At 68.0% G+C, this 25227-nt stretch carries 21 protein-coding genes and 3 pseudogenes; 10 read left to right on the top strand and 14 right to left on the bottom strand.

The features are described 5' to 3' along the window. Nucleotides 1-545: 545 nt before the first annotated feature. From OHT74_RS39760 to OHT74_RS39750, 3 genes are all read right to left on the bottom strand, one after another. Nucleotides 546-1127 carry a hypothetical protein gene (locus OHT74_RS39760; protein ID WP_328623083.1) on the bottom strand — a complete coding sequence of 194 codons (582 nt, stop codon included), beginning with the start codon at nucleotides 1125-1127 and terminating at the stop codon, nucleotides 546-548. 648 nt (nucleotides 1128-1775) lie between these two features. Beyond that, nucleotides 1776-2423 (bottom strand): hypothetical protein, encoded by a 648-nt coding sequence (locus OHT74_RS39755; protein ID WP_266671872.1) that lies wholly within the window; start codon nucleotides 2421-2423, stop codon nucleotides 1776-1778. Between the two features lie 580 nt (nucleotides 2424-3003). Continuing rightward, nucleotides 3004-5238 carry an arylsulfatase gene (locus OHT74_RS39750; protein WP_328623082.1) on the bottom strand — a complete coding sequence of 745 codons (2235 nt, stop codon included), beginning with the start codon at nucleotides 5236-5238 and terminating at the stop codon, nucleotides 3004-3006. A gap of 1287 nt (nucleotides 5239-6525) precedes the next feature. Between OHT74_RS39750 and OHT74_RS39745 the strand changes: the two genes are divergently transcribed. Beyond that, nucleotides 6526-6924, top strand: coding sequence for an STAS domain-containing protein (locus OHT74_RS39745; RefSeq protein WP_328623081.1), 399 nt, complete (start codon nucleotides 6526-6528; stop codon nucleotides 6922-6924). Nucleotides 6925-6990: 66 nt separating this feature from the next. On the opposite strand, the gene OHT74_RS39740 is transcribed toward OHT74_RS39745, so the two are convergent. Then, complete coding sequence (locus tag OHT74_RS39740; RefSeq protein ID WP_328623080.1) at nucleotides 6991-7206, bottom strand: hypothetical protein; 216 nt, start codon at nucleotides 7204-7206, stop codon at nucleotides 6991-6993. Nucleotides 7207-7505: 299 nt separating this feature from the next. Between OHT74_RS39740 and OHT74_RS39735 the strand changes: the two genes are divergently transcribed. Continuing rightward, nucleotides 7506-7721: a DUF6207 family protein gene (locus OHT74_RS39735; protein WP_328623079.1), complete on the top strand. Its 216-nt coding sequence runs from the start codon at nucleotides 7506-7508 to the stop codon at nucleotides 7719-7721. 677 nt (nucleotides 7722-8398) lie between these two features. Continuing rightward, nucleotides 8399-8866 carry a hypothetical protein gene (locus OHT74_RS39730; protein WP_328623078.1) on the top strand — a complete coding sequence of 156 codons (468 nt, stop codon included), beginning with the start codon at nucleotides 8399-8401 and terminating at the stop codon, nucleotides 8864-8866. A gap of 742 nt (nucleotides 8867-9608) precedes the next feature. On the opposite strand, the gene OHT74_RS39725 is transcribed toward OHT74_RS39730, so the two are convergent. Next, nucleotides 9609-9839, bottom strand: coding sequence for a hypothetical protein (locus OHT74_RS39725; protein WP_328623077.1), 231 nt, complete (start codon nucleotides 9837-9839; stop codon nucleotides 9609-9611). A 1205-nt stretch (nucleotides 9840-11044) separates the two neighbouring features. Beyond that, the gene (locus OHT74_RS39720; protein WP_328623076.1) at nucleotides 11045-11377 is read right to left on the bottom strand and encodes a hypothetical protein; all 333 of its coding nucleotides are present in this window, start codon (nucleotides 11375-11377) and stop codon (nucleotides 11045-11047) included. 149 nt (nucleotides 11378-11526) lie between these two features. On the opposite strand from OHT74_RS39720, the gene istB reads away from it, so the two are divergent. Further along, nucleotides 11527-12447, top strand: coding sequence for an IS21-like element helper ATPase IstB (istB, locus tag OHT74_RS39715; RefSeq protein ID WP_328623075.1), 921 nt, complete (start codon nucleotides 11527-11529; stop codon nucleotides 12445-12447). Between the two features lie 173 nt (nucleotides 12448-12620). On the opposite strand, the gene OHT74_RS39710 is transcribed toward istB, so the two are convergent. From OHT74_RS39710 to OHT74_RS39690, 5 genes are all read right to left on the bottom strand, one after another. Next, on the bottom strand, nucleotides 12621-13124 hold the full coding sequence (locus tag OHT74_RS39710; RefSeq protein WP_328623074.1) for a hypothetical protein: 504 nt from the start codon (nucleotides 13122-13124) through the stop codon (nucleotides 12621-12623). Between the two features lie 122 nt (nucleotides 13125-13246). Next, a complete protein-coding gene (locus tag OHT74_RS39705) occupies nucleotides 13247-13564 on the bottom strand; it encodes a hypothetical protein (RefSeq protein WP_328623073.1) in 318 nt (105 codons plus the stop codon). Between the two features lie 166 nt (nucleotides 13565-13730). Beyond that, nucleotides 13731-14081 carry a hypothetical protein gene (locus OHT74_RS39700; protein WP_328623072.1) on the bottom strand — a complete coding sequence of 117 codons (351 nt, stop codon included), beginning with the start codon at nucleotides 14079-14081 and terminating at the stop codon, nucleotides 13731-13733. A 297-nt stretch (nucleotides 14082-14378) separates the two neighbouring features. Then, nucleotides 14379-14561, bottom strand: coding sequence for a LexA family protein (locus OHT74_RS39695; protein ID WP_328623485.1), 183 nt, complete (start codon nucleotides 14559-14561; stop codon nucleotides 14379-14381). Between the two features lie 65 nt (nucleotides 14562-14626). Then, nucleotides 14627-15613 (bottom strand): aldo/keto reductase, encoded by a 987-nt coding sequence (locus OHT74_RS39690; RefSeq protein WP_328623071.1) that lies wholly within the window; start codon nucleotides 15611-15613, stop codon nucleotides 14627-14629. A 158-nt stretch (nucleotides 15614-15771) separates the two neighbouring features. Between OHT74_RS39690 and OHT74_RS39685 the strand changes: the two genes are divergently transcribed. Both OHT74_RS39685 and OHT74_RS39680 read left to right on the top strand, forming a co-directional pair. Continuing rightward, nucleotides 15772-16680 (top strand): helix-turn-helix transcriptional regulator, encoded by a 909-nt coding sequence (locus tag OHT74_RS39685; protein ID WP_328623070.1) that lies wholly within the window; start codon nucleotides 15772-15774, stop codon nucleotides 16678-16680. Nucleotides 16681-18193: 1513 nt separating this feature from the next. Continuing rightward, nucleotides 18194-18432: pseudogene (locus OHT74_RS39680) on the top strand (transposase); the annotation flags it as partial. Nucleotides 18433-18442: 10 nt separating this feature from the next. Here the strand turns inward: OHT74_RS39680 and OHT74_RS39675 are convergent. Continuing rightward, complete coding sequence (locus OHT74_RS39675) at nucleotides 18443-20551, bottom strand: serine/threonine protein kinase (protein ID WP_328623069.1); 2109 nt, start codon at nucleotides 20549-20551, stop codon at nucleotides 18443-18445. A 251-nt stretch (nucleotides 20552-20802) separates the two neighbouring features. Then, a pseudogene (locus OHT74_RS39670) lies at nucleotides 20803-20979 on the bottom strand (spore photoproduct lyase family protein); the annotation flags it as partial. Between the two features lie 579 nt (nucleotides 20980-21558). Here OHT74_RS39670 and OHT74_RS39665 point away from each other — a divergent pair. Together OHT74_RS39665 and OHT74_RS39660 are read left to right on the top strand one after the other, a co-directional pair. Next, entirely contained in the window at nucleotides 21559-22143 is a 585-nt protein-coding gene (locus tag OHT74_RS39665) for a hemopexin repeat-containing protein (protein WP_328623068.1), read from the top strand. 45 nt (nucleotides 22144-22188) lie between these two features. Then, the gene (locus OHT74_RS39660) at nucleotides 22189-23526 is read left to right on the top strand and encodes an IS630 family transposase (protein ID WP_328623056.1); all 1338 of its coding nucleotides are present in this window, start codon (nucleotides 22189-22191) and stop codon (nucleotides 23524-23526) included. A gap of 107 nt (nucleotides 23527-23633) precedes the next feature. Here the strand turns inward: OHT74_RS39660 and OHT74_RS39655 are convergent. Continuing rightward, nucleotides 23634-23827 (bottom strand): annotated as a pseudogene (locus tag OHT74_RS39655) (IS630 family transposase); the annotation flags it as partial. A gap of 130 nt (nucleotides 23828-23957) precedes the next feature. On the opposite strand from OHT74_RS39655, the gene OHT74_RS39650 reads away from it, so the two are divergent. Both OHT74_RS39650 and OHT74_RS39645 read left to right on the top strand, forming a co-directional pair. Next, a complete protein-coding gene (locus OHT74_RS39650; RefSeq protein WP_328623067.1) occupies nucleotides 23958-24392 on the top strand; it encodes an ester cyclase in 435 nt (144 codons plus the stop codon). A gap of 354 nt (nucleotides 24393-24746) precedes the next feature. Then, on the top strand, nucleotides 24747-25208 hold the full coding sequence (locus OHT74_RS39645) for a hypothetical protein (protein WP_328623066.1): 462 nt from the start codon (nucleotides 24747-24749) through the stop codon (nucleotides 25206-25208). Nucleotides 25209-25227: the final 19 nt, after the last annotated feature.

Genomic DNA, 25227 nt, shown 5'->3' with positions numbered 1-25227 from the left:
ACCAGGAAGAGCCCGGCTGCGGCGACGCGTAGGGCGTGATGGACGACCATGCGGAGCTCCTGGGCGGTGCGGGGGCCTGGGAACGTGCTGTGCCACACCTCACGCCAAGGAAGGTCCAGATCAATCGCCAAGGGCCGGGTAGGAGGCACGAGTTGGGCGGCCCGACGCGAATCCGCGGGGTGCGTGCTGGGCATCACCCGCAGCGCACGGTGGTGAAGAACCGGGTCAGCACGGGCGCGAGGACGCGTGGGTCGATGGCGTGGTCCTGCCCGGGGAAGGAGTGCAGGGCGTAGTTGTCCCCGAGCGAGGCGAGCTGCCTGGCTACCTTTCCGGCGGGAGAGACAGGCCCGCTTCCGTCTACGCTGACCCGAGCGGAAGCCGTCCGCGACGGGGTTCCGGACGCGCCAAGGGCGCAGCGGTAGGCCGGAGCCGAGGAGATGCGGATCCGTCGGTCCTGCCGGCTTCCGCCGACGTAGGCACCGCGGTGCACGAGAGCCGGGCTCGGCCTCGGGCCGGCCGAGCCCAGGGCTCCCTGGGCTCCGACATCAGGTCGTCAGCGTGGCCGTGGCGAGGGCCCCCTGAAGGATCCGACCTCGAGGCAGGGAGAGGTCGAACAGGTTGCCCAGGATTCCCAGCAGTGTGCGCCGCATCTGCTCTTCGTCCTCTACGCCTGTGTTGCCTTCTCGGCCGGCAACGGGCAGGCCGGTCTCTGCTATGGCCGCAGTCACCCGCGTCGCCACCGCCGGGTCCCCGTCGATTCCGTCGTATCCCCATGACCCGTCCAGGTGCAGATTGAACGAGCAGGCGAGAACCTCGTCGTGGTAGTACTCGAAGAACGGCGGCACGGGCTTGCCGTTGTCCTCTTCGAACTTCACCTGGAAGACGTGCACTCCACCTGCCGAAACCCGCGCCAGCTCGTCGAACTCGCCCCACCACGCGCCGTACATGACCGCGAACGACAGGCCGGCGTGCTCGCCGTACCGCAGGCGCACGTCTTCGTCGACATCGAAGAGGTCGGGGTTTGCCACCTCCTCGGCGGTGTGCTCGCCAGACGCCCGGCGGACAACGGCGGGCACCTCCTCGAAGGCCGTCACCGCGAGCCGCTTTACCAGCTCGTCCGGGGTCACCCCTCGGGCCATCACCACGTTGTATCCGCCGAAAGGAATCCAGCGGGGCGCCGCGAGCCAGGCAATCCCGGTCTCGGGTCCGAGGGGAGCAGTGTCAGTGTCCTGCGTTCGATGAGTCATCCAAACATGATCTATGACGCCACCGACAACCCGGAGCAGCCGACTTCCCCCGGTGCCGGACCCCTCCCCAGCGGCCGAGCCGCCCGGGACGGGAGCTCGAGGATAACTCCAGCCCACCGCAGGACCAGGACAACAGCCATCGCAACGCACCTCTCTGTTCGGACGCAGGGTGCCGAGGGCTACCTGCGTACGTGAGAGGCCACCCGCGGCCACACCTCCTACGCACCTCTGGTCCGCTGCCGAGCCGCACTTTCGGGCACCGCGCGTGGCCCAGTACCCAGTGCCAGACGCGCGCGGTCCGCCAGACAGCGCCTCGCCCAGCCTCCCCTGTGGCGGCCGCCTGGGCCGCACGACTGCCTTGGCTGGTCCGCACCGCACGGATCTTGGAGAGCGGCAGCGTCTCGCCGCCGGCGTCCGCGCCGCCGGTCAGCAGCACGGACGCCGATCACCGGCCGACGAATGACGGCATCGCGGCGCGGCCACCGTGGTAACACGTGGGCCGCGCCGCCCCGCCCGGCCGGGGGGGGATCAGCCCCCGATGGGCCGGAAGATCCCGCCCGGAATGACCACCGGACGGTCGATCGCCTTGAAGCGGTACTCCATGCTCACGTCGTCGATCAGGAACGGCATCCGGTTCGCCGCGTCCTCGATCGCCATGAAGCTGATGTTCACCTTCTGCGGAGACGAACTGTAGAAGGCGTCGGGCAATGTGACCGTCACCTTCTCGTAAGAACCGTTGGTCCCGGCCTTGTTCATGCGGTCGTGCAGCTCATAGGGCGTGCCGTCCTCCGCCGTGGCCTCCACGATCAGCTGGCGGAAGCCGAAGCCGCTCGCCCCGCCGGAAACCACATCGCTGCGCACCCAGAACGACAGCACTGGAACCCGGTACGCCGGGACCGTGACCTGCTGCGAGATGCGGCTTATGCCGGTCAGGCCCTGGCCGCCCAGCTCCGCCTTGCCAGCACCCGTGTGGGCCGGCCACCCGGAGGAGTTGTTGATGGGGTGCCCTGCGAAGGGGGTCACCTTCTCGTTCCAGGACGCGTTGCCGCTCTCGAAGCCGGCGTTCGCGATTTCGGACGTGCCCGCGCTGGCGTTCGGTGCGGCCATGAACATGCTCGTGGCCGCGACGGCGGTGGCGGCGGCGAGAATGCTCGCTCTCCGCGCTCTCTTTCTCATGGATCTCCTGGCTGTTTCTCGGTTACTGAACGGGGACGCGCCGCAACAGCCGACGGCCGGCCCCCGTATGCCCCTGACGTCATGTCAAGAGGGTTCTGCGGTGGGCCCTGCCCGAGGAGTCGGTGGTCAGCCGTCTCAACCGCGGCGCACACTGTAACGCCTCGGTGTGACAAATCCGACCTTGGGGCTGGCGAGCACTGCTGTTGCGGGCCGCCATCCAAGGTTCACGGGCGAGGTCCGGCCCGCTCCCCACGCAGCAAGGCCGGGCCGCCAACGCACGCCAACACACCTGTAACGGGAGTGGGGCCGTCAGACTCGGTGCCCAGCTGGTGCCACGTGCTCATGACGGCAGTCTCGCGCATGTGATGGGGCCGGCGAACGGCCAGACGCTCGAGACCGAAGTTGAGCTTGCTCCGGGCGACAGAGGAGGGCCCCGACCCCGGCGCCAGCGGCATCGGCGGGGCGCCCGGCATCAGCACGATATGACCGCGGCGCGCCCGGACGGCCCATCACGTTACCGGGGTGGTGCCGTAGGCGATCACCCGGCTCGGCGGCGACCGGTCGCCGCCGAGCGGCCGGCTTACTGGCGGGCCATGTGCATGCGCATCTCGCTCTCGGCGTCGACGATGAGGTCGCCGGACAGGTCGACGGTGACGCTGTGGAGGGTGCCGGTGAAGTGGAATGGCGCCTGGTAGTCGGGGGTGACGGCAGAACCGGGGTTGGCGCCGCAGGCCATGCCGCCCGGGTTGATGGCGATCGGGGTGGTGACCGGCATGTCGCTCTGTCCGACGAGGCGGCCGTCGATGTAGAGCTGGGCTCGGCCGGGTGCGCCCTTGCCGTGGGTGATGTCCGGGGCGCCGGTGGGCTCGAACTCGAAACGCAGCGCGTGCCGCCCCTCGGGCAGGCTCTCGCTGGAGACCACGTGGTGCAGGGCCCGCTGGACGAAGTTGTGGGCGTAGTGCAGGTGGTTGTCCTTGACGTAGAGGGACCAGCCGCCGGCGTTGGTGCCCTGGCAGAGCAGGACGCCCTGCGCGCCGCCGGGCGGGATCTCGACGTCGGCGGTGACGCTGTGCGGGCGGTTGAGGAGCCGGGGGGCGACCGCGGCGGGCATGGCCTGGGTGCCGGAACGGAAGGTGTAGCTGGTGCGGTTCTCGGTGATCTGCGGGCGCTCGGTCATGATGCGCTGCAGGACGCTGCCGTCGATCGGCAGCACGTTGTACTTGCCGGCCTCCACGTACCACAGTGCGATCATCTCGATGAGCTTGCTGCGGTGGTCCCGGGCGAGGTTCTTGGTCTCGGCGATGTCCTCGTCGACGTGGTAGAGCTCCCAGTGGTGGGCGTCGAGGTCGTCGAGGTCCGCCATCGTGATCGGAGTGCCGAAGGGCCGCTCGGCCTCCTCGAATGAGGGGCCGGGCCAGGGGCAGACCGCGCGCCACCCGTCGTGGTCGATCGCCCGGTGTCCGAGCATCTCGTAGTACTGGGTGCGGTGGCGGCTCACTGCGTCCGCGTCGTCGAAGGTGTGTGCGAAGCTGACGCCGTGCAGGGGCGACTGGGTGACGCCCCGAATGGTCGCGGGCGCCTCGATGCCGAGCGCGTCCAGGACGGTGGGGACCATGTCGATGATGTGCGCGAACTGGTCGCGGATCTCACCGCGGGCCCGGATGCCGTCGGGCCAGTGGACGAGGAACGGGTCACTGACGCCGCCGCGGTAGGTCTCCCGCTTCCACCGCCGGAACGGCGTGTTGCCCGCCCACGTCCATCCCCACGGGTAGTGGTTGAACGTGGTCGGGCCACCGAGCTCGTCGATCCGCGTCAGGCTTTCCTCCAGTGTCTCGGGCGCGTTGTTGAAGAACTGCATCTCGTTGGTGGTGCCGGTCACCCCGCCCTCGGCGCTCGCCCCGTTGTCGGACACCACCATGATCAGCGTGTTGTCGAACTCGCCGGTCTCCTTCAGGAAGGCCAGCAGCCGCCCGAGGTGGTGGTCGCTGTGGGAGAGGAATCCTGCGTAGACCTCCATCAACCGCGCGGCAAGCCGCCTCGCCTCCGCAGACAGAGACTCCCACGCGGGCACGTCGGGATCGCGCGGGGACAGCTGCGCGCCGGAGGGCACGACGCCGAGCTGCTTCTGCCGGGCGAAGGTCTGCTCGCGGTAGGCGTCCCAGCCGTCGTCGAAGTGTCCCCGGTAGCGGTCGGCCCACTCCTGCGGCACATGGTGCGGGGCATGCGTCGCACCGAGGCACAGGTTCAGGAAGAACGGCTTGTCCGGGGCCACCTGCTTGGCGTCGGCGATGAACGACATCGCCCGCTCCACGAGGTCCTCCGTCAGGTGATAGCCCTCCTCCGGCGTGGCCGGCGGCTCGACCTGGTGGTTGTCGTACACCAGGTCCGGATACCACTGGCTCGTGTCGCCGCCCAGGAACCCGTAGAACCGCTCGAAGCCCCGTCCCAGCGGCCACCGGTCGTAGGGGCCCGCCGCCGACTCCTGCTCCGAGGGCATCAGGTGCCACTTGCCGACCATGTACGTGTTGTAGCCGTGCTGCAGCAGCATCTCCGACAGGAACCCGTTCTCGAACGGGATCTGCCCGTTGTAGCCCGGGTAGCCGGTGGCCAGCTCCGTGATCGCCGCCATGCCGTTGGCGTGGTGGTTGCGGCCCGTGATGATGCACGAGCGCGAGGGCGAGCACAGTGCGGTGGTGTGCATGTTGCTGTACAGCAGCCCGCCCGCGGCAAGCGCGTCCAGATTCGGCGTCTCGATCGGACTGCCGTAGCAGCCCAGCTGCCCGAACCCGGTGTCGTCGAACACGATGAACAGCACGTTCGGCGCACCCGCCCCCGCCCGCACCGGCTGCGGCCACGCCGGACTCGACTCATCGGTCGTCCGGCCGATCACTCCCGGAAACCCCTGCCCCGGCCTGTACTCAATCCACGACGACTGCGCCATCTGTCTCCGTCCCACCAGCGGCGCGGACACCGGTGATGTGTGTGCGGCTGTGCGGCCTGCTACGGCCCCAGAGCCCTCCAGCCGACGCGGGATCCCAATCGGACGGCCGGGCAGGAGGCCGTGGCCCTGGCAGGGGCCAGACCCCACGCTAGGCCGCCACCATCAGCACAGCGAGCGGAGAGCGCTGTCTGGTCCCCCGCGGCGCAGGCATAGCGCGACGGAGCCGGTGTAGGACTCAGTCGCCGGCTCCGCCCGGTTCCGCCCGAACCGCAGATCTGAAGCCCATGATCAGCAAATGGGATGACATCAGAGTCGTCATCGAGGACGTCCCGTGCCTCCGCCCAGGCGGCAGAGGCACGGGAAACGCCCGCATCAGCAACTCCTGCATCGGGTCGTGCAACAACCCGCCGCAGAGCCACACCACCCGAGAACGAGTCCCAGGAGCTCAACGAACCCCCATCACCCCACGTCACACCACAGCTGATCCACCCACGGAGAAAGCGGATTCCCACCGACCCCATATCGGCAGCACGTTCGATGACAGCGCACGCACGGTCCGGACTGGGAAGGAGCCCAGGTCGCGACCGAGGGGCGGGGCGCGGGGGTGCTCATGAGCGGGTTCCTCTCGCCGGGCAGCACTGTAGTGAACCGTTTCGCCGACCCGGCATTCCCGCCGACACACAGCAGCACACGGACGCCACAAGCAGTCACCAGATAGCCCTGCGGCCTGGGCAGCGAGGGTCCCGGAAGGATGCGGCACGGCTCCGTGCTGCAAGGCGCTCGCGCAACAACGGGTCGCCTACGTGGCGCCAGTCAGTACATGTACCCCTCGCGTCGCCGCCGGCCCCCAACTCGAAGCAGACCTCTTCCCTCGGCTATCGCGAGGAAAGAGGTGTCCTCCTCGCCAGGAGGCTTGCCCACCGGGTCTGACCTGCAAGAACAGACCACGTCCGATTTGGGAGGCTCCCACCTCCGGTCACACCCTCGGCCCCCCGCTGAAAGCAACCCTCCAAGCAACGGTCCAGCCTCCTCCCGGTGCAACCCCGGTCCCGGCCTCTACGCGCCTCAGCGCGCCGCACACCGGCCCTACGCCGTACCGGGCCAGGATGGGGCCCCGTAGGTCCGGAGCCTTCGGGTGACGGGAGCAGAACATTGATCAACGTGGACGTCCAGCATTGCGGCAGCTCGATTCTGATCAGCGCCAGCGGGGAGCTCGACGAGGGTGCGGGAGAAGTGCTCCAGCGCGCGCTGGACCACGTGACCATGGACGAGCGCGATCTCCTGGTGGACCTGCACGCTGTTGCGGCCATGGACGTCGACGGGCTGCTCCAGCTCCTGCACCTGCACCGGCGCGCCGAGCGCATGCGCCTACGGGTGCTGGTCACCGGCTGGCAGCCCCAGCCCCAGCAGTGCATGGCCACCGTGGCCGGCATCCCCGGCCCCCGAGCCGCCACCGGGGAGCGCTACGCCCTGGCAGGCTTCCGCCGACTCCTCGAGGAGAAGGCGCAACACGCACGGGACCACTCCGACTTCGCCGACGGCTGGCTCCCCCGCGTCTAACTTCGCCCGCCTTTCTGCGGCCCGGCACCGAGCAGCTGGCCGCCCTCCCTGGGGGCGGAGAGCACTTCAGGGGGAGGGGTCCCACGCCTCGGGGCCGGCGCCTCGCCATTCCACGAAGTCTGGGTCGGTGACGTCTACGTCCTTGGCGTTCTCCAGACCGGCGTCGGCGAGGAAGACACGGATGTCGGACGGGCGGTGTGCAACCCCGATGGCGACACTGTCGTAGCGCACCCAGCGCCGGCCCTGCTCGTCGGGCGGGTAGACGATCAGCTTGGCGGACATGCGCCCAGCCTCTTCCCCGCCCTCCCCACCGGCACCTGGCCGCGCGCGAACGGGTGACGCACGGCCATGAAGCAGATCGCGGCCATTCCCGGACAGCACCACTGGTGTCTTCGGCGGCGGGGTACGTTCGGCCATATGGGTGCGGCCCTGGCCACCGGGGCAGCGACGGGGGCCGCGCCCCGACACACCTTGAGCGGGAGAGTGTCCAGCTGGGCGGTGCCCGCAGATTCCACTCCCTCGTGCGGGTGGAGCCGGGGCCGCCGGCGAACCGCCGCGCTTCCACCGCCGTCGCAGCGGTCATGAAGCCGATCGACGAGCAGCACATCGCGGAGCCCGGCCTGGTGGTACTGGACATCACCGAAGGGGACGAGGGCACCGTCCGCGCTGTCATGGCCGCGCTGGAGGAGCACTGGGCGACCTCGGGCATCGTCCCGGTGCACCGGGACCTCGGCCAGCCAGGTGTCCGTGCCCGGGTCTACGCCGACGTCCTGCGTCCGGGGCGGGAAGGGCCGTAGCGGAGGGCTGGGCAAGCCCTCCTCTTGGGAGGCTTGCCCAGCCTCCTTCAGGCTTGCCCGGCGCCCGGCTCCCACAACGAGCGGGCGAGGCCGGTCCCGCCGCAGTGAAGACATCCGCTGCCTGGCGTGCTCCGCGCCTCGACGGCCGCGACGGCGTTTCGCACAAGCCGGGTGAAGCCATCGACGTGAGCCGGGTGCAATGCGAGTTCATGCCGCTTGCCGACCAGGACCTCCAAAGCGGCCCCGGGGGCCGGCATAGCCCAGCTCCCCGGTGACGCCACGCGTCACCGTGTGGATCAGCTCGTGGAGGTGACCCATCGTCTCCACCCCGGACAGCTCCACCCGCGCAGTGAAGAAGACATCGTCCGGCTCGATGAGGGACAGCAACGCCTCCGGCCGCTCGAACAGCACCAGACTGCCGACCGGTTCGGGGTGCGCCGCGTGAAGGCGTGCCAGCCTGAGAGCCCTTGTCGGTGGACACGAGAACGTCAATGGATTGGACAGCAGAGTGTCAGTTGCCCCGCGCCACTCACCGGGCGCCAGACGGACCAAGTTTCCCGGCGGATAATGCGGTTCGCCGCGTGGCTCAGGCCAACCGTCCAGGTCACGCCGCAGTCTGGTGTCAGCGCGGCGCGAGTGCGTGACCCCAACAGGGCCGCGAGCCGGAAGGGTGAATCGTGACCGAGATGTCTTTTCCCCCTGCATCTGCCGCATCCGCACAAGGTTTGAGTGAAGCGATGAGGTCCTTCCTCGCAGACTACGGCCGGAGTGACAGCGACCGTGGCGAAGGAGGCGGCGAAGGACGCTGGGACGAAGGGGACGAGCCGGTGCGGCTCGGCGTCTACGCCGCCCTCGCACGCCTCGTTCGGCATGGACTGGAGGTCTCGGCGCCGCAGCTGGACGACAGCGTCGGCGCCACTCTCGAGGCGCTGGCCGACCAGCCTAGGCGGCCCTCGGCACGGGCGGTGGAACTGTTCGTCGAGATCAGCGTTGTTGCGGCCGCATCGCGGGCTGCGAACGGTGAGCAGCCGCTGCTCACGGAGAACCTGCGGAGCTTTGCGACATCGTTCGAGGTGTTCGTCGATGACTGGTGGGGCGGTGTGCCGGTTCCCCCCAAGCAGCCTGGCGGCAGCCCCAGCAGGTAAAGGTGGACGAGCCGTGCTACGACAACGGCGGAATGTGGTTCCGACTGCCCAGACCTGGGCGTGACTGAAGCGCCGCGCGCACTACCAGCTCACCCGGCTGGCGTACCTGGCCGGAGGCCTGGCTGGCCTCGGCCTCTTCGGGGCTGGCGACGTCGGCAACACGATTTTCACCGGCCTGCCATGGCTTCGCGCTCTTTTCATCCTGAGTGCCATGGCCACCGGCGTGCCCCTGGCACGGGCCTGGGTGAAATGCCTTCTAGTCGACGCCCTGATTGACCGGGATCACAGCCACGAACTCACTGCCTCCCGCGGCTGCGAGGAACTACCACCCGTTGGCTTTATTCACGGGTAGTGAAGCCCGTTCGTCATGACTTCGGGAGGCACCCGCCGAGGCAGGATATCGATGTTCACGAGAACGGGAGGCAGCAAGCCACAGGGGGTCGTGAGACGCCTAGAGCGCAGGCGGCACGGATGACTTCCTTGGTGGCGGCCCTCGGGCGGCCGCCGATCCGGCCGCGCTCGCGGGCGGCGGCCAGGCCGGCCGCCGGGGGTGACGGCATCCAGGTTCTCGTGCAACGAGGTGAAGCCGATTCTGCTCGCGCGGTTCGCCATCCTCGCGGGCCAGCTGCTCGACGCCACACACCCGGGCCGGCCGCTGGTGGAGCGGGCAGCCCGGGTGGACCGGCCCGGCGTCAGCCGGGCGCGTCGTGCGACCCGGTGGTGCGGGGGCCGTGAGCCCGTCTCAGTTGCCGATGCCGGAGCTGCCGATGCCTGAATTGCCGATGCCGTGGCTGCCGATGCCCGTGTTGCCGATGCCCGCGTTGCCCAGACCCCAGTTGGCGATGCCGGCGTTGCCGATTCCGTCGTTGAAAGCGCCTGCGTTGCCGATGCCTGCGTTGCCCACGCCGTCGGCGCTGGCCGCGCCGGCGCCGCAGATAGCCAGCACTGCCGCGGCACCCAGCGCGGCCGTCACACGGAGAAGAGTTGTGTGCATCGTCGCGTACCTCCTATTTTGGGACTATTTGCCCCCTATCTCTAGCATGCGGCCGTACCGGATACGGGGATAAATGTCCGAAGCTGCCGTGTCGCCCAGATGCCTCGTCCGACGGCGTGCGGGTCACAGGTCGGCGGCCCAGAAGACCCGCCCACCGCCGAGGCAGCCGTTGTCCCGGAGCAGCGCTGTACCGATGCTCCCCGAAGGCCGGACCCAGCCTCGGGGGACGCCCGGGCCGTCGGTACGACTTTCCAGCGGTGGGCGGTGCCTCCCGTCGTCAGGTTCTGGCACACATTCCGTAAAGAATCTTGCTGACCCTCCGCCAGCAGGAGGTACGTACCATGTGAGCTGCGCGGATTCGATGTGACGAGAGGCTGGTGGAGCCCGAGCCAAGATCGTTCACGGAATGTGTGCCAGAACCCGTCGTCATGAACAACGGCTCGGCGCCGACGGCCAGGGTGACTCCCGAACTGCTGTCGAAACGCTCCTCTTCGACGTGTACAAAGCCAACCCGTCATTCAGCGGTGCGTACGTGCCGCCATCGTCCTCATCGGCCTCACCGCTGTGCTGCTCGTTCTGGCCGCATTCTGGACGTGCTTCTGAACGGCAACGGCGCGGGGTGACCCACAGCCACCGCATCCGCCGGTCAGTGGCTGGCGGTCGTGGTCCGGCGCTGGCCCAGGCGACGGCTCCCCCGCCCAGCAGGTTCAGGTACTCAGTCCAGCAGGGTGAAGTCGAGGCCGTCCACGCGTCTGGGTCCACGGTGGCATCAACACCAGCGACCCCGCACAGCGCCATGCCCTCGAATGGGCGATGGGCTCGGTAGGGCGGAAGTGGCGCAGCGCCGCGCACGCTGCCCGGACTCGTCTCGCCAGGTCGCCGAGCACTTGGCCCGGTCGGGTTCAGGGGCATCGACGGCATCTGGAGCAGGCGCATCCGCATCGCTGAGGTCCCTTACCGCCCGCACGCTGCCCGCGCCGGTGCACAACACCAATCGCCGCAGCCCGGTGACCCCCGAGGGATGCTCCGTTGCCGATCGGCCACGGCACTCGTGCGACTGAGCACTTCACTTGGCGGGTGAGCGGTTCAGTTGGCGACGTGAGCAAAGGGCAACGCCCATGAGACGGCCGGTCTTCGCTGACGAACCGGCGGGCGGCAATACGCGCCCGCTGCAAGGCCGCCGTTTACAGGCCAAGGGCCAGCAGGATCGTGACCGTCGGCGGGACCGGCGCGACCCACCCCGCCCAGCGGCCTGCCCTGGCCAGGGTGGGGTGGCGCCGGCACAGCCAGAAGGCCACCACGAGCAGTGGAGTAGCCGTCCAGGACCCAAACCAGCAGACCGTGACGACCGCCACGGTTCGAGGATGAACCTCCGCGGCCATCCCGGCAAAAGCCCCGAAGAGAAACGCCATCGGAATCAGGGCCACCGCCAAGGTCGTGACCCACCGCAACACCACGTCGGTGACAGGGGTCGCGGCGGCGCGGTCGGTGGTCAGGAAGGGAGTCGTCTCGTGCATGGGCACAGCCAATCGGCTCCGGCACCGGTTCGCTTGCGCGGGCGTACTCAGGGTCGGCAGGTCTTCGTACTCATCCTGCCCAGGCAGCTGTCCAGGCGTCGGCACCGGGCCGTCCCACGGAGCTGCGGGCCGTGGCAGGACGCCGGGCCATGGTTTACGCGGTCGAATGGGCGGAGGCCGGGCCGCCCGTCGCCTACCGCGTGCAGGAGCTGGTGCCGGGCAACCACGGCAGCGTCGGGCGCCTGGTCCCGAGGCTGGTCGGCGGCCGGGAGCTGGTCCTCGCCGCCGAATGTCTCCCGTACGTGCCGGACCCGGCCGACCTCGCCGAGCAGGCCGGACCCGGCACGTACCGGGACCTGCGGCTGCCGGCCTTCCAGGAGCGGTTCGTGGAACTGTCCGCTGCGGCCCGCCGCGAGCAGGCCACCTACAAGCAGTTCCTCCTGGACCTGCTCCAGGTCGAGATCGCCGACCGGGACGTCCGCCGCCAGCAGAGGCTCGTACGCGCAGCCCGCTTTCCACGCCCGAAGCGGCTGGAGGACTTCGACTACGAGAAGAACCCCAACGTCAGCCCCGAGGTCGTCGCCGATCTCAAGTCGCCGTCCTGGGTCCAGCAGGGTCGCCCCCTCGTCCTGATCGGCGACTCGGGCACTGGGAAGTCCCACCTGCTGATCGGGGTCGGTACGGCAATCGCTGAGGCCGGCCTGTCCGCCCGCTACACCAGCACATCCGCGCTGGTGAACGAGCTCGCCGAGGCGGAGGCGGGCCGCCGCCTGTCGTCGGTGATCGCTCGCTACAGCAAGGTTGACCTGCTCTGCCTGGACGAGTTCGGATACCTGAACCTGGACAAGAAGGGCGCCAAGCTGCTGTTCCAGATTTTCACCGAACGCGAGGAATGCAAGGCGACTGCCGTGGCCACGAATTCCCTGTTCGCCGAATGGGACAAGACCTTCGGTGACCCCCGCCTCTGCGCGGCCATCGCCGACCGGATCACCTTCCGCTGCACCCTCATCCAGACCGGCACCGAGTCCTACCGCTTCCGCGTCACCGAAGCGGAACGACGCAGCCCCTGACCGTCTCCCGGCCGGTTCAGTCGCGGCTGAAGAGAGGGGTCTCGGATCGGCAGGACCCTGGTCGCAAAGCTACTGCGCGCCACCGGCGTGCCGAACCCGTACGGCTCCGGGACCCGGCGCCCGCTTCCCTGAACGCCTTCGTGTTCCTCATGGACGCCATCGCCTCGCCGGTCTCAGCCGCGAGAGCGGCGAGGATGGTGGGGGCGACGCCGTCCCGGTGAGGGATCAGGAGCGGCTTCCGGTGAGGAGAATCCTCCCGGCACCGCGGCGCGTTGCGCCGGCTGCTCCGGGACAGGAGCTGTGGGGTTGGGGAGGGCGGGCTTGCCCGTGGCCAGGACGGCGATGTGCGGGATGTGCCGTGCGCAGGCCTGGCACACCTCTGCCAGGGTCCAGACCTGGCCGACGGCCGGGTTGTGGACGAGGACCAGCAGTGCGGAGCCGGCGCACTGGACACGGGTCTCGTGGAGGGTGCACTGCGCGCTGCCGCAGCTGCAGGTGGCGTTGGGGCGGAGGCCGGCGAGTCGTCCGTGGGCTTTGATGTGCTCGGCGGCGAATCGGCGCATGCTCGCGGTGTCCTTCGAGCGGGGCGGCATCTTGCACGCGGCGGTGCTGCAGGTGACGGACACGGTGTGGTCGAGGTGGCCGGTGAGGCGGACCGTCCAGGTCCGTCCCGGCACGCATGATCCGGGCATCAGGGTCAAGTGGGATCCCGTCGTCGTGCTGGTACTTGCTGGCGTTCCGGCCGGCTTATGAACGGACGAGGGCCCGCCAAAGGCGGGCCCTCTCCTTCCTGCCGCCACTATTCGGAGTTGTGCTGCTGAAAGTGGCTCTGAGATCCGGCGACGAAGCCATGCGAGTTATAAATATTGAAGACATTCACCGGACTACTCGAATCCAGCACATCCGGCGCTTCGTTGTCGTCTTCGTCTTCATCAGCGCTCGAATAGTCTTCCCAAGTGAGTGGAGGAAGTGAAGGCAGGAGGCTCTCAATGTGACGGCGCCCCTCAGGAGTGAGGAGAACATGGCGGTCATCAATCTGGGGATTAGCGAGCGGGACTGGGAAAACTGAAATGAATTTAAGGCGCAGAAGATTGTCCAGGGAGTAGGACCATGGCATGTATCGATCGACCCAGCAAGAACCGAGCTGCACTCCCTGCCCGTTCCAGCTTCTTCCGACCCGCAGAATCCCCCGAGTTCCTTCCTTCCATGGGTCGCGTTCCAGATGTTCTGCAGAAACTTGATCTCACCCAGCGAGAGATGTGGCGATTGGGCCATGGCGTCTCTCAGCCCGCCAGAAGGGCGCCAAGCGCCTGACTGGATGCCCCCAAGAGCATCTGCTGGGCAAGCCCGTCCGGAGAAGCCTCTAGGAAACTTCGGATCCTTTGAGCAAGCGCCCGCATCCTGCCAACATCTTGAGGCTCCGCCAAAATCACACTCTCAAGCTCGGCAGCGTTTCCGAGGAGATCATCGCACTGCCCTTCAGGAAGACCCAGGGCCGCAGAGTTATTTCGCAGAGCCTCGATAAACTCGACGATCTCTTTTGTTGCGATTCCTGCGGTTGCCGAGTTGTTCTGCGTGAAGTTCTGCTGAGACCCAGCGATGAAATTCTGAGACCCGCTAATATTCCACTTCACTGCCGCATCCTCGGAGCCTTCCACCATCCACCTCACGCAGTCGGTAGTGAACGCTCGGCGCCGCACTGTGACGGCCACCTTGACCAGCGAGCTCCATAGCGAGGCTGCCCGAAGTTGGGACCGTCCCCGCCTGATGGGATGCCTCTGGTTCGCTGAGTGGCGAACTGCAGCCGAGTCGCATCTTGATCGCATCAACGGTATCAACTCCCCATCCCTGTCGGGGCTGTTCACCCAATCCGGCGATGGCGCCACACATGTTGCAGTGGATAGAGTTCCGGACAGCGGCGCTGAGCTGCATCAACGTGAGATGTCTAACGCGGCAACGGCTCGAACCCCAGAGAGGCGGCGTACGCCGTGTTGTGAGGCATGAGCGCCATGGTCGGCGGTGTCCTGGCGCCGGACGGTGACGATGTCACCGTCGCAGATGGCAGCGTCGATCATGCTGTCGCCGACGACCTGAAACCGACGGGTTCGCCGAATCCTGTAGGACTTCCCGCAGGAACCGGCGGTGCCGGGGATGTACTCCGTGGCCGTGTTCGGCGGGGTCAGCGGTCGATGGCGGCCATGTTCGCCTCGTCGTGGCGCTCGCCCGCGGCGGGGGTGAGGTTGTCCAGCCGCTCCAGCTGGGCCGGGGTGAGCTCGATGCCGTCTGCGGCGGTGTTCTCCTCGACGCGGGCGACCCGCCGGGTTCCGGGGATGGGGGCGATGTCGTCGCCGCGGGTGAGGATCCACGCCAGCGCGGTCTGCGCCGGCGTAGCGCCGATCTCGGCGCCGATCGCCTGCACCTCGTCGACGATCGCCAGGTTGCGCTGGAAGTTCTCGCCGGTGAACCGCGGGTTGGTCTTGCGCCAGTCATCGTCGGGGAAGTCGTCAACGGAGCGGATCTGCCCGGTCAGCAGACCGTGCCCGAGCGGCGAGTAGGGGACGAAGCCGATGCCGAGTTCGCGCAACAGCGGGAGGATCTCGTCCTCGACGTCGCGGGTCCACAGCGAGTACTCGGTCTGCAGGGCCGCGACCGGGTGCACGGCGTGGGCGCGGCGGATCGTTGCGGGGCTGGCCTCGGAGAGCCCGATGTGGCAGATCTTGCCCTCGGTGACGAGCTCGGCCAGTGCGCCGACGGTCTCCTCGATGGGCGTGTTCGGGTCGACGCGGTGCTGGTAGTACAGGTCGATGTGGTCGGTGCCAAGACGCTTCAGGGAGCCCTCGACGGCGGCCTTCACGTTGGCGGCGGTGCTGTCGGTGACGCCCGGGGCCGGGCTGTCGCCGGAGTGGGAGACCAGCCCGAACTTGGTGGCCACGACGACCTGGTCGCGGCGGCCCTTGATGGCCTTGCCGACGACTTCTTCGCTGTGGAAGGGGCCATAGATCTCGGCAGTGTCGATGTGCGTGACGCCGAGGTCCAAGGCTCGGTGGATGGTGCGGATCGACTCGCTGTCGTCGAGCCCTCCGCCGGTGGTGTAGATGCCGGCCATGGTCATGGCGCCCAGGCCGATGCGCGAGACGTCCAGCCCGCCCAGCGATACGTGCTTCATCAGATACTCCCTCTTCCTGGTGGTGCGGTGTGCGGTGCAGCAGGCCCGCTATCCAGGCAACCACCCGCCGACCCGCCGCGGAGGCCCGTACAGGGGCTCGTTCGTCCAGGGGTCCAGCAGTACCCCTTTCGCTGCCCGGCAGGTCCACGCGCCGTACGGTGGATGCATGGACCGCACCAGCCAGATCCGCGAGTTCCTGCGCACCCCGCCGGGCCCGGATCACCCCCGAACAGGCCGGCCTAGCCCCCCACGCCGGGCCCCGCCGCGTTCCGGGCCTGCGCCGCGAGGAAGTCGCCCAGCTCGCCGGAGTCAGCGTCGACTACTACATCCGCCTTGAACGAGGCCGCACCCAAGGCGTCTCCGAAGCCGTCCTGGACGCGATCGCCCGCGCCCTGCACCTGGACGACACCGAACGCGCCCACCTCTTCGACCTCGCCCAGCCCACCACCGCTGCCCGGACCCGCCGCAAAGGACCCCTCGCCCCGCAACGAGTCCGCCCCGCCCTCTACCGGGCCCTGGACGCACTCAGCGTCCCCGCCGTGGTCCAGGGCCGACGCCTGGACGTCCTGGCCGCCAACCCGCTTGGGTACGCCCTGTTCGCGGACTTCGCCGCCCGCCCGCACCGCGACCGGAACTTCGCGCGCTTCGTCTTCCTCGACCAGGCTGCCCTCAGCCTCTACACCGACTGGGAACGGGTGGCCCGGGACACGGTGGCCAGCCTGCGCCTGTACGCCGGACGCCACGCCGACCACCCGCAGCTCACCGAGCTGATCGGTGAGCTGTCGCTGCACAGCGACACTTTCCGCCGGCTCTGGGCCGACCACGACGTCCGCGCACACGCCACGGGCACCAAGCGCCTGCACCACCCGCTCGTCGGCGACCTCACCCTCGATTACGTCGTCCTCGCCGCCGAAGACGACCCCGAACAGAGCCTCGCTATCTACACCCCCGAACCCGCCTCCCCCTCCGCCGAAGCACTCGGCATACTCGCCAGCTGGACCAGCACCTCCACCACCGCCGCGCCCGCGCCGGAACAGACCCCAAAGACCTACAATCCGCCCAGCTGATCTCAGCCGGCGGCGACCGGATCACGCAGGTGCAACGCCGCCTTCACCACGGCTCCGGGCCAGGACCGGAGTCCGGCTGTCACGCCAGGACTGCGGCGCTATACGGGAGTTGGAGTCCCTATTCAGTTCTGTACGCGGCTGGTGGCGTGGGCGTTGTCGTCCTTTGCCTGGGCACGGGTGCCGGGGGTGACGCAGACGAGGTCGCTGGCAGTCGCCTCGCGCCACACATACCCGGACTCACACGTGGGATCGCTGGCGCTGACCCGCCGATCCGCCGCATGGGCGTTATCGTCCTTTGCCTGGGCACGGACGCCAGGCGTGACGCAGACGTGATCCCCAGAGCCAGCAGCTTCACGCCACACATACCCCGACTTGCACGTGTCCGACTGCTGTACGCGGCTGGTGGCGTGGGCGTTGTCGTCCTTTGCCTGGGCACGGGTGCCGGGGGTGACGCAGACGAGGTCGCTGGCAGTCGCCTCGCGCCACACATACCCGGACTCACACGTGGGATCGCTGGCGCTGACCCGCCGATCCGCCGCATGGGCGTTATCGTCCTTTGCCTGGGCACGGACGCCAGGCGTGACGCAGACGTGATCCCCAGAGCCAGCAGCTTCACGCCACACATACCCCGACTTGCACGTGTCCGACTGCGAGAGCACATTCGGGACTGCGACGGCGGCGGTTGGTAGCATTATGCTTCCAACGACTGTAATTGCCGCCACTGACGCAGCGACGACAGCAGGAAGGCGCTTGCGGATACTGGCCATGCCTTTCACACTCCGCTCACAGTATCTTCGCGCTCAATGAGACATTATGAATGGGATGCCGCACTGGCTTGAAAGGCCACGTGTCCCCACATCACGACGCGAATCAGGCGTAACGCATACTTCGACCTCACCTCGAGAGGGTACTGGTCGGTTCTCGCTACCTGTCCTTCTCGAGTTTCGCCCCAACCCTTCTAGGGCGCATCTTGGGCCTATAGGGCTTATAACGCGTCATGATCGGTGTAGAGCTTGTAACACGATCATGAGTGTGGTGCGGCGTTCCCAGCGGACAGCGAGTCGTTTGAATTTGGGGAGCAGGGCGAACGTCTGCTCGACGACGTAGCGGAACTACTCACGCCTCCTTGGTCGTTCCCGCCCTCCTCGCGGCCGGGGAGACGCCGGACGACATACTCACCTCCCGCGGCTACAGCGACCTCGACCGCCTCCTCGAAGCCCTCCGCGCCCGCGACACCCGCATCGTGGAAACCCTGCTGGAAACGCAGGTACCCAGCCTCAACACACCCCTCTCCGAGGCGCCAGGCCACCGCCGGTTCTTGATCTCGTCGTGGGCTGGAGTCTGGAGCCGGCTGCACGTCCGGATCCGGGAAGAGCCTCGTCGCCACCGCAGCGCGGAAGAGCTCCGGACGGGTCCGCGCACGACCTCCTACGGTACTCCACGCCCCGCCCTTCACTGGGGAGGAGGTGTCCTTCCCGAACACCGCAGATGCGGACGAGCTGGTCGCCTGGGTGTCGCCGAGCGGGAGTGGCCGACGGTCTTCCTGCTGCCCGCCTACTCGCCCGACCTGAATCCGGTCGAGGACGTCTGGGCACACATCGAACACAGCTTGGCCAACCTCGCCGTCATGGCCCTGGACCGACTCGAAACCCTGTCCGTAACCGGCTGAAACGTCTCCAGTGCCAGCCCGACACCCTCGACGGCTTCATAGCCGGCACCGGCCTCGCCCTCGATACCCAGCCGTCACCCTGACGAGCCGAAGTCAGTACTTGTTGGCATTGGCGACGGATGCCAGGGCCTCCTTCGCGGCCGTCCTTGCGCCCTGCACTATCGTCGCGGAGGCGGGTGGGGCCGCGCCCACGAAACCCGTGCCGTTGTAGTTGAGCCGGACCACGGCGTTGCCCGTACGTACCACGAGCTCCGCGTCCCGGTACAGGTCGCCGTCCCTGGTCAAGTCGCTGCTGACGACCGTCGCCTGGTCTCCGACGTCGGACACCGATTCGGTTCTGACGTTTCCTGCGCCTTCGCCCCCCTGGGCGTTGGCGACCAACTCTGCGTACGCCTCTTGGGCCTGCTTCTTGCCGCTGCCCAGAGCGGAGTCCGAGTCGTACCGCCAAAGGGACACGTCGAGCCAGCGGTACTGGGAACCCTGGACGGGATCGTCCTCCAGACCGTTCCAGAAGCAGACGGTCGTATCGGTTTCCTCGATGACGGTTCCGTCCTTCTTGCTCACGTTGGGCACCAGCCGCTCGATCGTCGCCCGCGAGATCGTCTTGCACGGCTCGGGCAGCTTGACGACATTCGCGGGTCCGGCCTTCGGGGTCTCGACCCCGCTCGGTGAGGAGTCCGGAGAGCTCGTGCGTGCGATCCCGGGGGTCCTGTCGTCGCCGCTGTCGGAATCGGCGCCACTCCAAAGGCTCGCAGTCACCGGAATCGCCGCGGCCGCAAGGGCGAGCCCAAACGCGAGCGCCAGCCATCGGCGACGGCCCGATGGCGGCTCAGGCCCGCGCACCGGTTCCGAGGCATCGAGTGGGCCGGCAAGTGGACCGTTGCGCACGAGGTGAACCGGTCCGACCAGCTGTTCTGCCGCGTCGGACGCACTGCGGTCCGGAGAATGCGAGGACCCTGGCGGGACCCCTTCGGGCTCTTCCCCAGCTGGTGCGGGCGCGCGGTGCACTTCGGATGCCGACGCCGGGGCGGTCTGGACGACCGGCAGTTGGTGGGCATGGGATGCCTTCGGCGGTGCGGGTGGCAGGGCGTCGGTCGCCGGCTGGTCGCCGGCAGGCGGTGTGAGGGGCTTCTTCGGCAGTGTCGGAGCCGGGGTCTGCAGCAGGGAGCTGGAAGTGCGTTCCTCGACGAGCCGGGCGATCCGGTCGGGCAGCCAGCAGTGTTCGGGGAGCGGCAGCGTGACGGCGGTCTCCGCACGGCCGTCTCCGCCGTCTGCGGTCGTCAGCCGGTGGAGAAGATCGGCCACGGTGGGGCGATGGTCGGGTTGTTTGGCCAGACAGGCGGTTACCACGGGGCGCAGTTCGGCCGGGAGGCGGTCCAAGTCAGGATGTTCGTACACGGCGCGGAAGTGCAGTGCATGTGGGGTGCCGGTACCGAACGGGCCGACACCGATGGCGGTGTATGCCAAGAGGGCGCCGAGGGAAAAGACGTCGCTGGCAGGTCCGACCGATCGGCCGGTGAGTTGTTCCGGCGACATGAAGCCGGGAGTTCCGATCACGGTGCCGGTGCTGGTCAGCGCGCTGGCCTCGCTGGCCACGGAGATGCCGAAGTCGATTACTCTCGGGCCGTCGGCGGCGAGGAGCACGTTGGTGGGCTTGAGGTCCCGGTGGATGACCCCGGCGGCATGAATCGCCTCCAGGCCCTCGACCAGGCCGGCCCCCAGGGCGACTACGGACTGGGCCGGCCAAGGGCCATGAGCGCTGATTGCCTCGCCCAGGGAGAGACCGGGTACGTAGACGGTGGCCAGCCAGGCCGGCGAGCCGTCCGGGTCAGCGTCGACGACACCTGCGGTGAAGGCCCCGTTGACCCGCCGCGCCGCGGTCACCTCGCGGGCGAAACGGCGCCGGAAGTCACGGTCTGTGGCCAGCTCTGGGCGCACCACCTTCACCGCGACCGGGCGCCCGCCGGGCGAACGCGCCAAGTACACCTGGCCCATGCCCCCGGCGCCCAGCCGTGCCACGATCCGGTAGCGCCCCACCGTCCGGGGGTCCTCCGGCCTCAGGGCCTCTAACGATCCCACCCTCTGCCCCCTGCCCCGCGGCCCGAGAGGACCACTGTCGAGATAATTGCACCATTCCGGCCATCCCCATCTGGCCCTAACGACAGACAAACAGCGGCGAACTGCGCACAAACTGCTCCGCACGCGCCAACAAGTCCTCGCCTGGCTCCCGTGCTGGGACCAAGGCACCGAGTTCAACGGCGGCAGAACGTTCCTGCTCTCCCCCGATCTCGCGGCCGCCATCGTCACCGGGGACAAGCCCGTTGACGTCCCCCTGGCCGCCGCCGAGGTCTACGCGCTCGCGGGGGTCATCTGTACCTGTGTTCACCGGGACGTGACTGCTGGACTACGAAGCCGGCCGGGCAACCCGAAAGCCTTGCACCGCCCACGAGCCCCGCCAGCACATCGCTACCGGCCGCGTCCCGTCGCAGCCAGTCCGCGGAGCGCCCGTTGGGGCGGGTGGTCGGCGTCTGCCTCTCCCCCAGGACCAGCACCTCGCTCTTGATCCGCGCCCGGCGGTCGACGTTCCCCTCGTTGCTATGGAGGTGGGGGTGGATCCACCAGTGCGAGTCCGCAGGACCCTCAGGTTCTACGAAGCCGAGGCTCCGGATGCAGTGCAAATCAAGAGCGGGCGGGTCAACTGGCCAGCCTGAAGAGCGTTGCAGATGGCTTGCTGAGGGCATTCTCCATGCCGTCGCGCGCCGGGCGTCCCGTATCAGGGTCTTGAGCTGCCCCTGCCCAGCGGGGGGGGAAGGTCTGCCCAATCACGAGGTGGCCGGTCGGCGTCACGAGCGCCGGGCTGGACGAGCTGGTCTTCACCGAGCAGGTCCCGGCAATGACGAGACGGAGGCCGCGCGGCGCAAGTAGAGGAGATCGACACAGGCCGGGCCTGCCCATGGCCGCCCGACGGGCAACGCCACTTACCGCATCCTCGCCGCCGACGAAGCCCGACGGACTCCTGCCCCCGGTCGGACCCGGCGTCCTCGAGGGCGAGGCGTGGCGACCCGGGCAGACTACTGGGCCGTGCGGGTGGTCATGTCCATTGCAGGAACGATCACGCTCCGGGCGGCCCCTGCCCACGCTCGACGGGTATGGAACGTTGTCGGCGCAAGCCCGAAACTCGACCACAACACTCAGGAGGTGTTCGACAAATGGTCACCGCACCAGTGCTCTGGAACAACGACAAGGCGTACCTGTTCGACGGCGGAAACTACTACCGCTACGACGTCACCAAGGACAAGGTCGACCCCGGCTACCCGATGCGAATCGCCGGCAACTGGACGGGTCTGTTCCCCTCCCGCGTCGACGCCGGTGTGGTGTGGAACAACGGCAAGGCGTACTTCTTCCGTGGCACCGAGTACGTCCGCTTCGACATGGCGGCCGACAAAGTCGACGAGGGCTACCCGAAGAAGATCGCCACCCACTGGAAGGGGCTGTTCCCGGACCACATCGACGCAGCCGTGATGTGGAACAACGGCAAGGCGTACTTCTTCCGCGGCTCCGAGTACGTCCGTTACGACATCGCGGCGGACAGGGTCGACGCCGGCTACCCGAAGCCGATCGCCGACAACTGGCCTGGCCTGTGGGACTCGGACCTCGACGGCGGCGTCGTGTGGAACAACGGCAAGGCGTACTTCTTCCGCGGCTCCGAGTACATGCGGTATGACATCGCGGCCGACAAGGTTGACGAGGGCTACCCGAAGCCGATCGCTGGCAACTGGCCCGGCCTCCCCTAGTGTGATGCGTCAGAAATGGCGGCTCTAAGTCTGTAGCCTGATCTTATGTCGCGTCGAGGTCCTCGTGCTGTCGAAGTCGTACTGTCCGCTGAGGAACGTGCTGAGTTACTGCGTTGGGCGGACGGCGAGGTGTCGGCTCGTGCCGCGGAGCGAGCCCGCATCGTCCTGGCCTGTGCGGAGGGGAAGTCGAATACCTCTGTGGCGACAGGCTCCGGGGTGTCCGCGGAGACGGTACGCAAGTGGCGCTCGCGGTTCGCGGCCCGGCGGATGGCGGGGCTGATGGATGAGCCGCGGCCGGGCCGGCGCAAGCCGGAGCTGGTGCTGTCCGATGCCGAGCGGGCGGAGCTGACGCGCTGGACGCGGCGGGCGAAGACAGCGCAGTTCCTTGCGCTGCGGGCGAGGATCGTGCTGCGGTGCGCGGAAGGCGGGACGAACAAGGAGATCGCTGCCGAACTCGGTATCGCGCACAACACGGTGAACCGTTGGCGTTCCAGGTTCGTCCGGCTGCGGCTGGACGGGCTGACGGACGAGCCGCGTCCCGGCCGGCCGCCCTCAATCCTGCTCGACAGGGTCGAGGACGTACTCACCGCTACTTTGGAATCCACCCCGGGCAGGGACACGCACTGGTCGCGAGCCTCGATGGCCCAGCACTCCGGCCTGTCGAAATCCACCATCGGCCGGATCTGGAAGAAGTTCGACCTCAAGCCGCACCTCCAGGACTCCTTCAAGCTCTCCACCGACCCGCAGTTCATCGCGAAGGTCGTCGATGTCGTCGGCCTGTACCACAACCCGCCCGAGAAGGCGGTGGTCCTGTGCGTGGACGAGAAGTCCCAAATCCAGGCGCTGGACCGCTCCCAGCCGGTGCTGCCGATGATGCCGGGCATGCCCGAGCGACGCACTCACGACTACCTGCGGCACGGCATCACCAGCCTGTTCGCCGCCTTCAACATCGCTGATGGCACCGTCATATCCGAGCTCCACCGCCGCCACCGCGCCATCGAGTTCAAGAGGTTCCTGATCCGGATCGACAAGGCCGTGCCCACCGGCCTCGACGTGCACCTGGTGTGCGACAACTACGCCACCCACAACACCCCCGAGATCAGGACGTGGCTCGGCAAACACCCGCGTTTCCACATCCACTTCACCCCCACAGGCTCCTCCTGGATGAACCAGGTCGAGCGGTGGTTTGGCCTGCTGACCGACAAGCTCCTACGCCGTGGCGTCCACACCTCCGTCAAGGCACTGGAGAACGACATCCAAGCCTGGATCGAGCAGTGGAACCAAGACCCCAAGCCCTTCGCCTGGACCAAGACCGCCGACGAGATCCTCCACTCCCTCGCCGACTACCTCACCAAAATCAGCCCGCCAACCACCAATACCTGACAGCTACTTAGAGCCGCCATTTCTGACGCATCACACTAGTGTCCTGAGTCGGAGATTCGTCGGCAGCATGCGGCGACTCTGTCCAGGATCTCGTCGGCGGTCATCTCGAGGCCGGCCGGTACCTCACGGTCGAGCATGGCGAGGAACTTTTTGAACTCCACCGCACGGTGGCGGCAGTGAAGTGAGCCGATGACCTTGCCGGTCGCCGTGTCCAGTGCGGCGAACGAGTCGTGGTGCCCGCACGCACGCAGTCGTGGCTGCGGCGTTCGGGCACCCCGGACATCATCGGCAGCACCGGCTGGGTGCCGAATCGACGAGCTGCTCGACGGAATCGGATGGGTTCGGGAAGGGCTGGCGACGGGTTCGTTTCGGGTCAGCCCCGCGCTGGTATACCTATGCGCCGCTGATAGTCACCCAGGGAAGAGGTGTCGATGTCAACCGACCAGAACAAGGATCTCATCCGGCGATACATCGAGGCGATCGACGAGAACCGGACCGGCGACTGGGCGATCCTCGATCATTACATCGCGAACGATTTCGTTGCCCACAATGCTGTGCATCCCGGGGTCAGCCTGGACCGTGAGGGAATCAAGCACGGGGCGGAGCTCTTTCGCCTCGCAGCTCCGGAGTCCCGTCACGAGATCAAGATGCAGGTCGCGGAGGGGGACTTCGTCGTCAGCCACATCATGGGCCGCGGCGTACAGACGGGAGAATTGCTCGGAATCCCTCCGACCAACAAGGAAATCGAGACCGAGGGCATCGTGATCCATCGCGTCCGCGACGGGCAGATCGTGGAGTACTGGGCAGTGACCAACGTTGCGGGCGTGCTACAGCAGTTGGGCGTACTACCAGGGCCACCGCGATAAGCTCCGCCCCGTCGCGGCCGCCCGGGGCGCCGCGCGGCCTGTGTGCGGCAGGCACGGGATTCGACGACCGCGCCGGGCGCCACCGTGCCCGGCGGCCCCGGCGCCGGGCACGGTGGCGATGCGGGGGCAGGGCGCCTTCGGTAGACTCGTCTTCCGGAGCGAGATGGTCGATGGGCTTCACACGGCTACCGACCCCAGGCCCCGCCATCAGAACCTAACGGGCCACCATCTCCCTTCCCTATCGCCCCCAGGGTGTCCGCCCCGGGGCCCCACCACGGACCGCGTGCACGCCTACGCCTGCCGCGAACCGGCCGGTGCCACTGCTTCCCAGCCCACCGAGGAGCAGCCATGCGCATGCCCTCCCCCTCAACGTCCCGTTGCTCACGCCGGATCGCGATCGGAGCGGCCGGTGCCGCCTTGGCCGGCCTCGTGCTGGCACCAGCGGCACTGGCCGCTTCCCCACCGGCCGCCGCCGACGCCGCCGGAGCGACCGCGGTCTCGCTGAACCAGCGGAAGGCGCCGCAGCCGTATGTGTTCAGCTACCCCTACAACAACCACCTGTCGCTGGGTGGCGGGAACTTTACGGTGGGCGGCCGGGTCTACATGGTCGTCAAGCTGAACTCGGGTGCCACGCACTCCGGCAAGTGGGTCGTCGCGCGCCTCGGACAACACAACCCCGGGGGTACGTTCCACGTCGAGACGAACATCTCGGCCTCCTGCCCGCCTGCGAAGAACGGCTATGCCCAGGGCTACGACGCCAGCACCAACACGTGGTCCCCCAGGCTCCCGGTCTCGATCTGTGTCCGCTTCGACTGACGGTCCTTCGTCTGAGATG

Origin of the sequence: Streptomyces sp. NBC_00354, assembly GCF_036106915.1 — a bacterium.
Lineage (GTDB): Bacteria > Actinomycetota > Actinomycetes > Streptomycetales > Streptomycetaceae > Streptomyces.
This window is presented reverse-complemented; position numbering and strand designations above follow the sequence as displayed.

Coding starts and splice junctions, on each gene's coding strand:
- OHT74_RS39650 (WP_328623067.1), top strand. CDS start 23,958: ATGTCAACCGACCAGAACAAGGATCTCATCCGGCGATACATCGAGGCG.
- istB (WP_328623075.1), top strand. CDS start 11,527: ATGGTTTACGCGGTCGAATGGGCGGAGGCCGGGCCGCCCGTCGCCTAC.
- OHT74_RS39705 (WP_328623073.1), bottom strand. CDS start 13,564: ATGCCATGGTCCTACTCCCTGGACAATCTTCTGCGCCTTAAATTCATT.
- OHT74_RS39755 (WP_266671872.1), bottom strand. CDS start 2,423: ATGAGAAAGAGAGCGCGGAGAGCGAGCATTCTCGCCGCCGCCACCGCC.
- OHT74_RS39660 (WP_328623056.1), top strand. CDS start 22,189: ATGTCGCGTCGAGGTCCTCGTGCTGTCGAAGTCGTACTGTCCGCTGAG.
- OHT74_RS39740 (WP_328623080.1), bottom strand. CDS start 7,206: ATGTCCGCCAAGCTGATCGTCTACCCGCCCGACGAGCAGGGCCGGCGC.
- OHT74_RS39665 (WP_328623068.1), top strand. CDS start 21,559: ATGGTCACCGCACCAGTGCTCTGGAACAACGACAAGGCGTACCTGTTC.
- OHT74_RS39720 (WP_328623076.1), bottom strand. CDS start 11,377: ATGCACGAGACGACTCCCTTCCTGACCACCGACCGCGCCGCCGCGACC.
- OHT74_RS39645 (WP_328623066.1), top strand. CDS start 24,747: ATGCCCTCCCCCTCAACGTCCCGTTGCTCACGCCGGATCGCGATCGGA.
- OHT74_RS39690 (WP_328623071.1), bottom strand. CDS start 15,613: ATGAAGCACGTATCGCTGGGCGGGCTGGACGTCTCGCGCATCGGCCTG.
- OHT74_RS39735 (WP_328623079.1), top strand. CDS start 7,506: ATGAAGCCGATCGACGAGCAGCACATCGCGGAGCCCGGCCTGGTGGTA.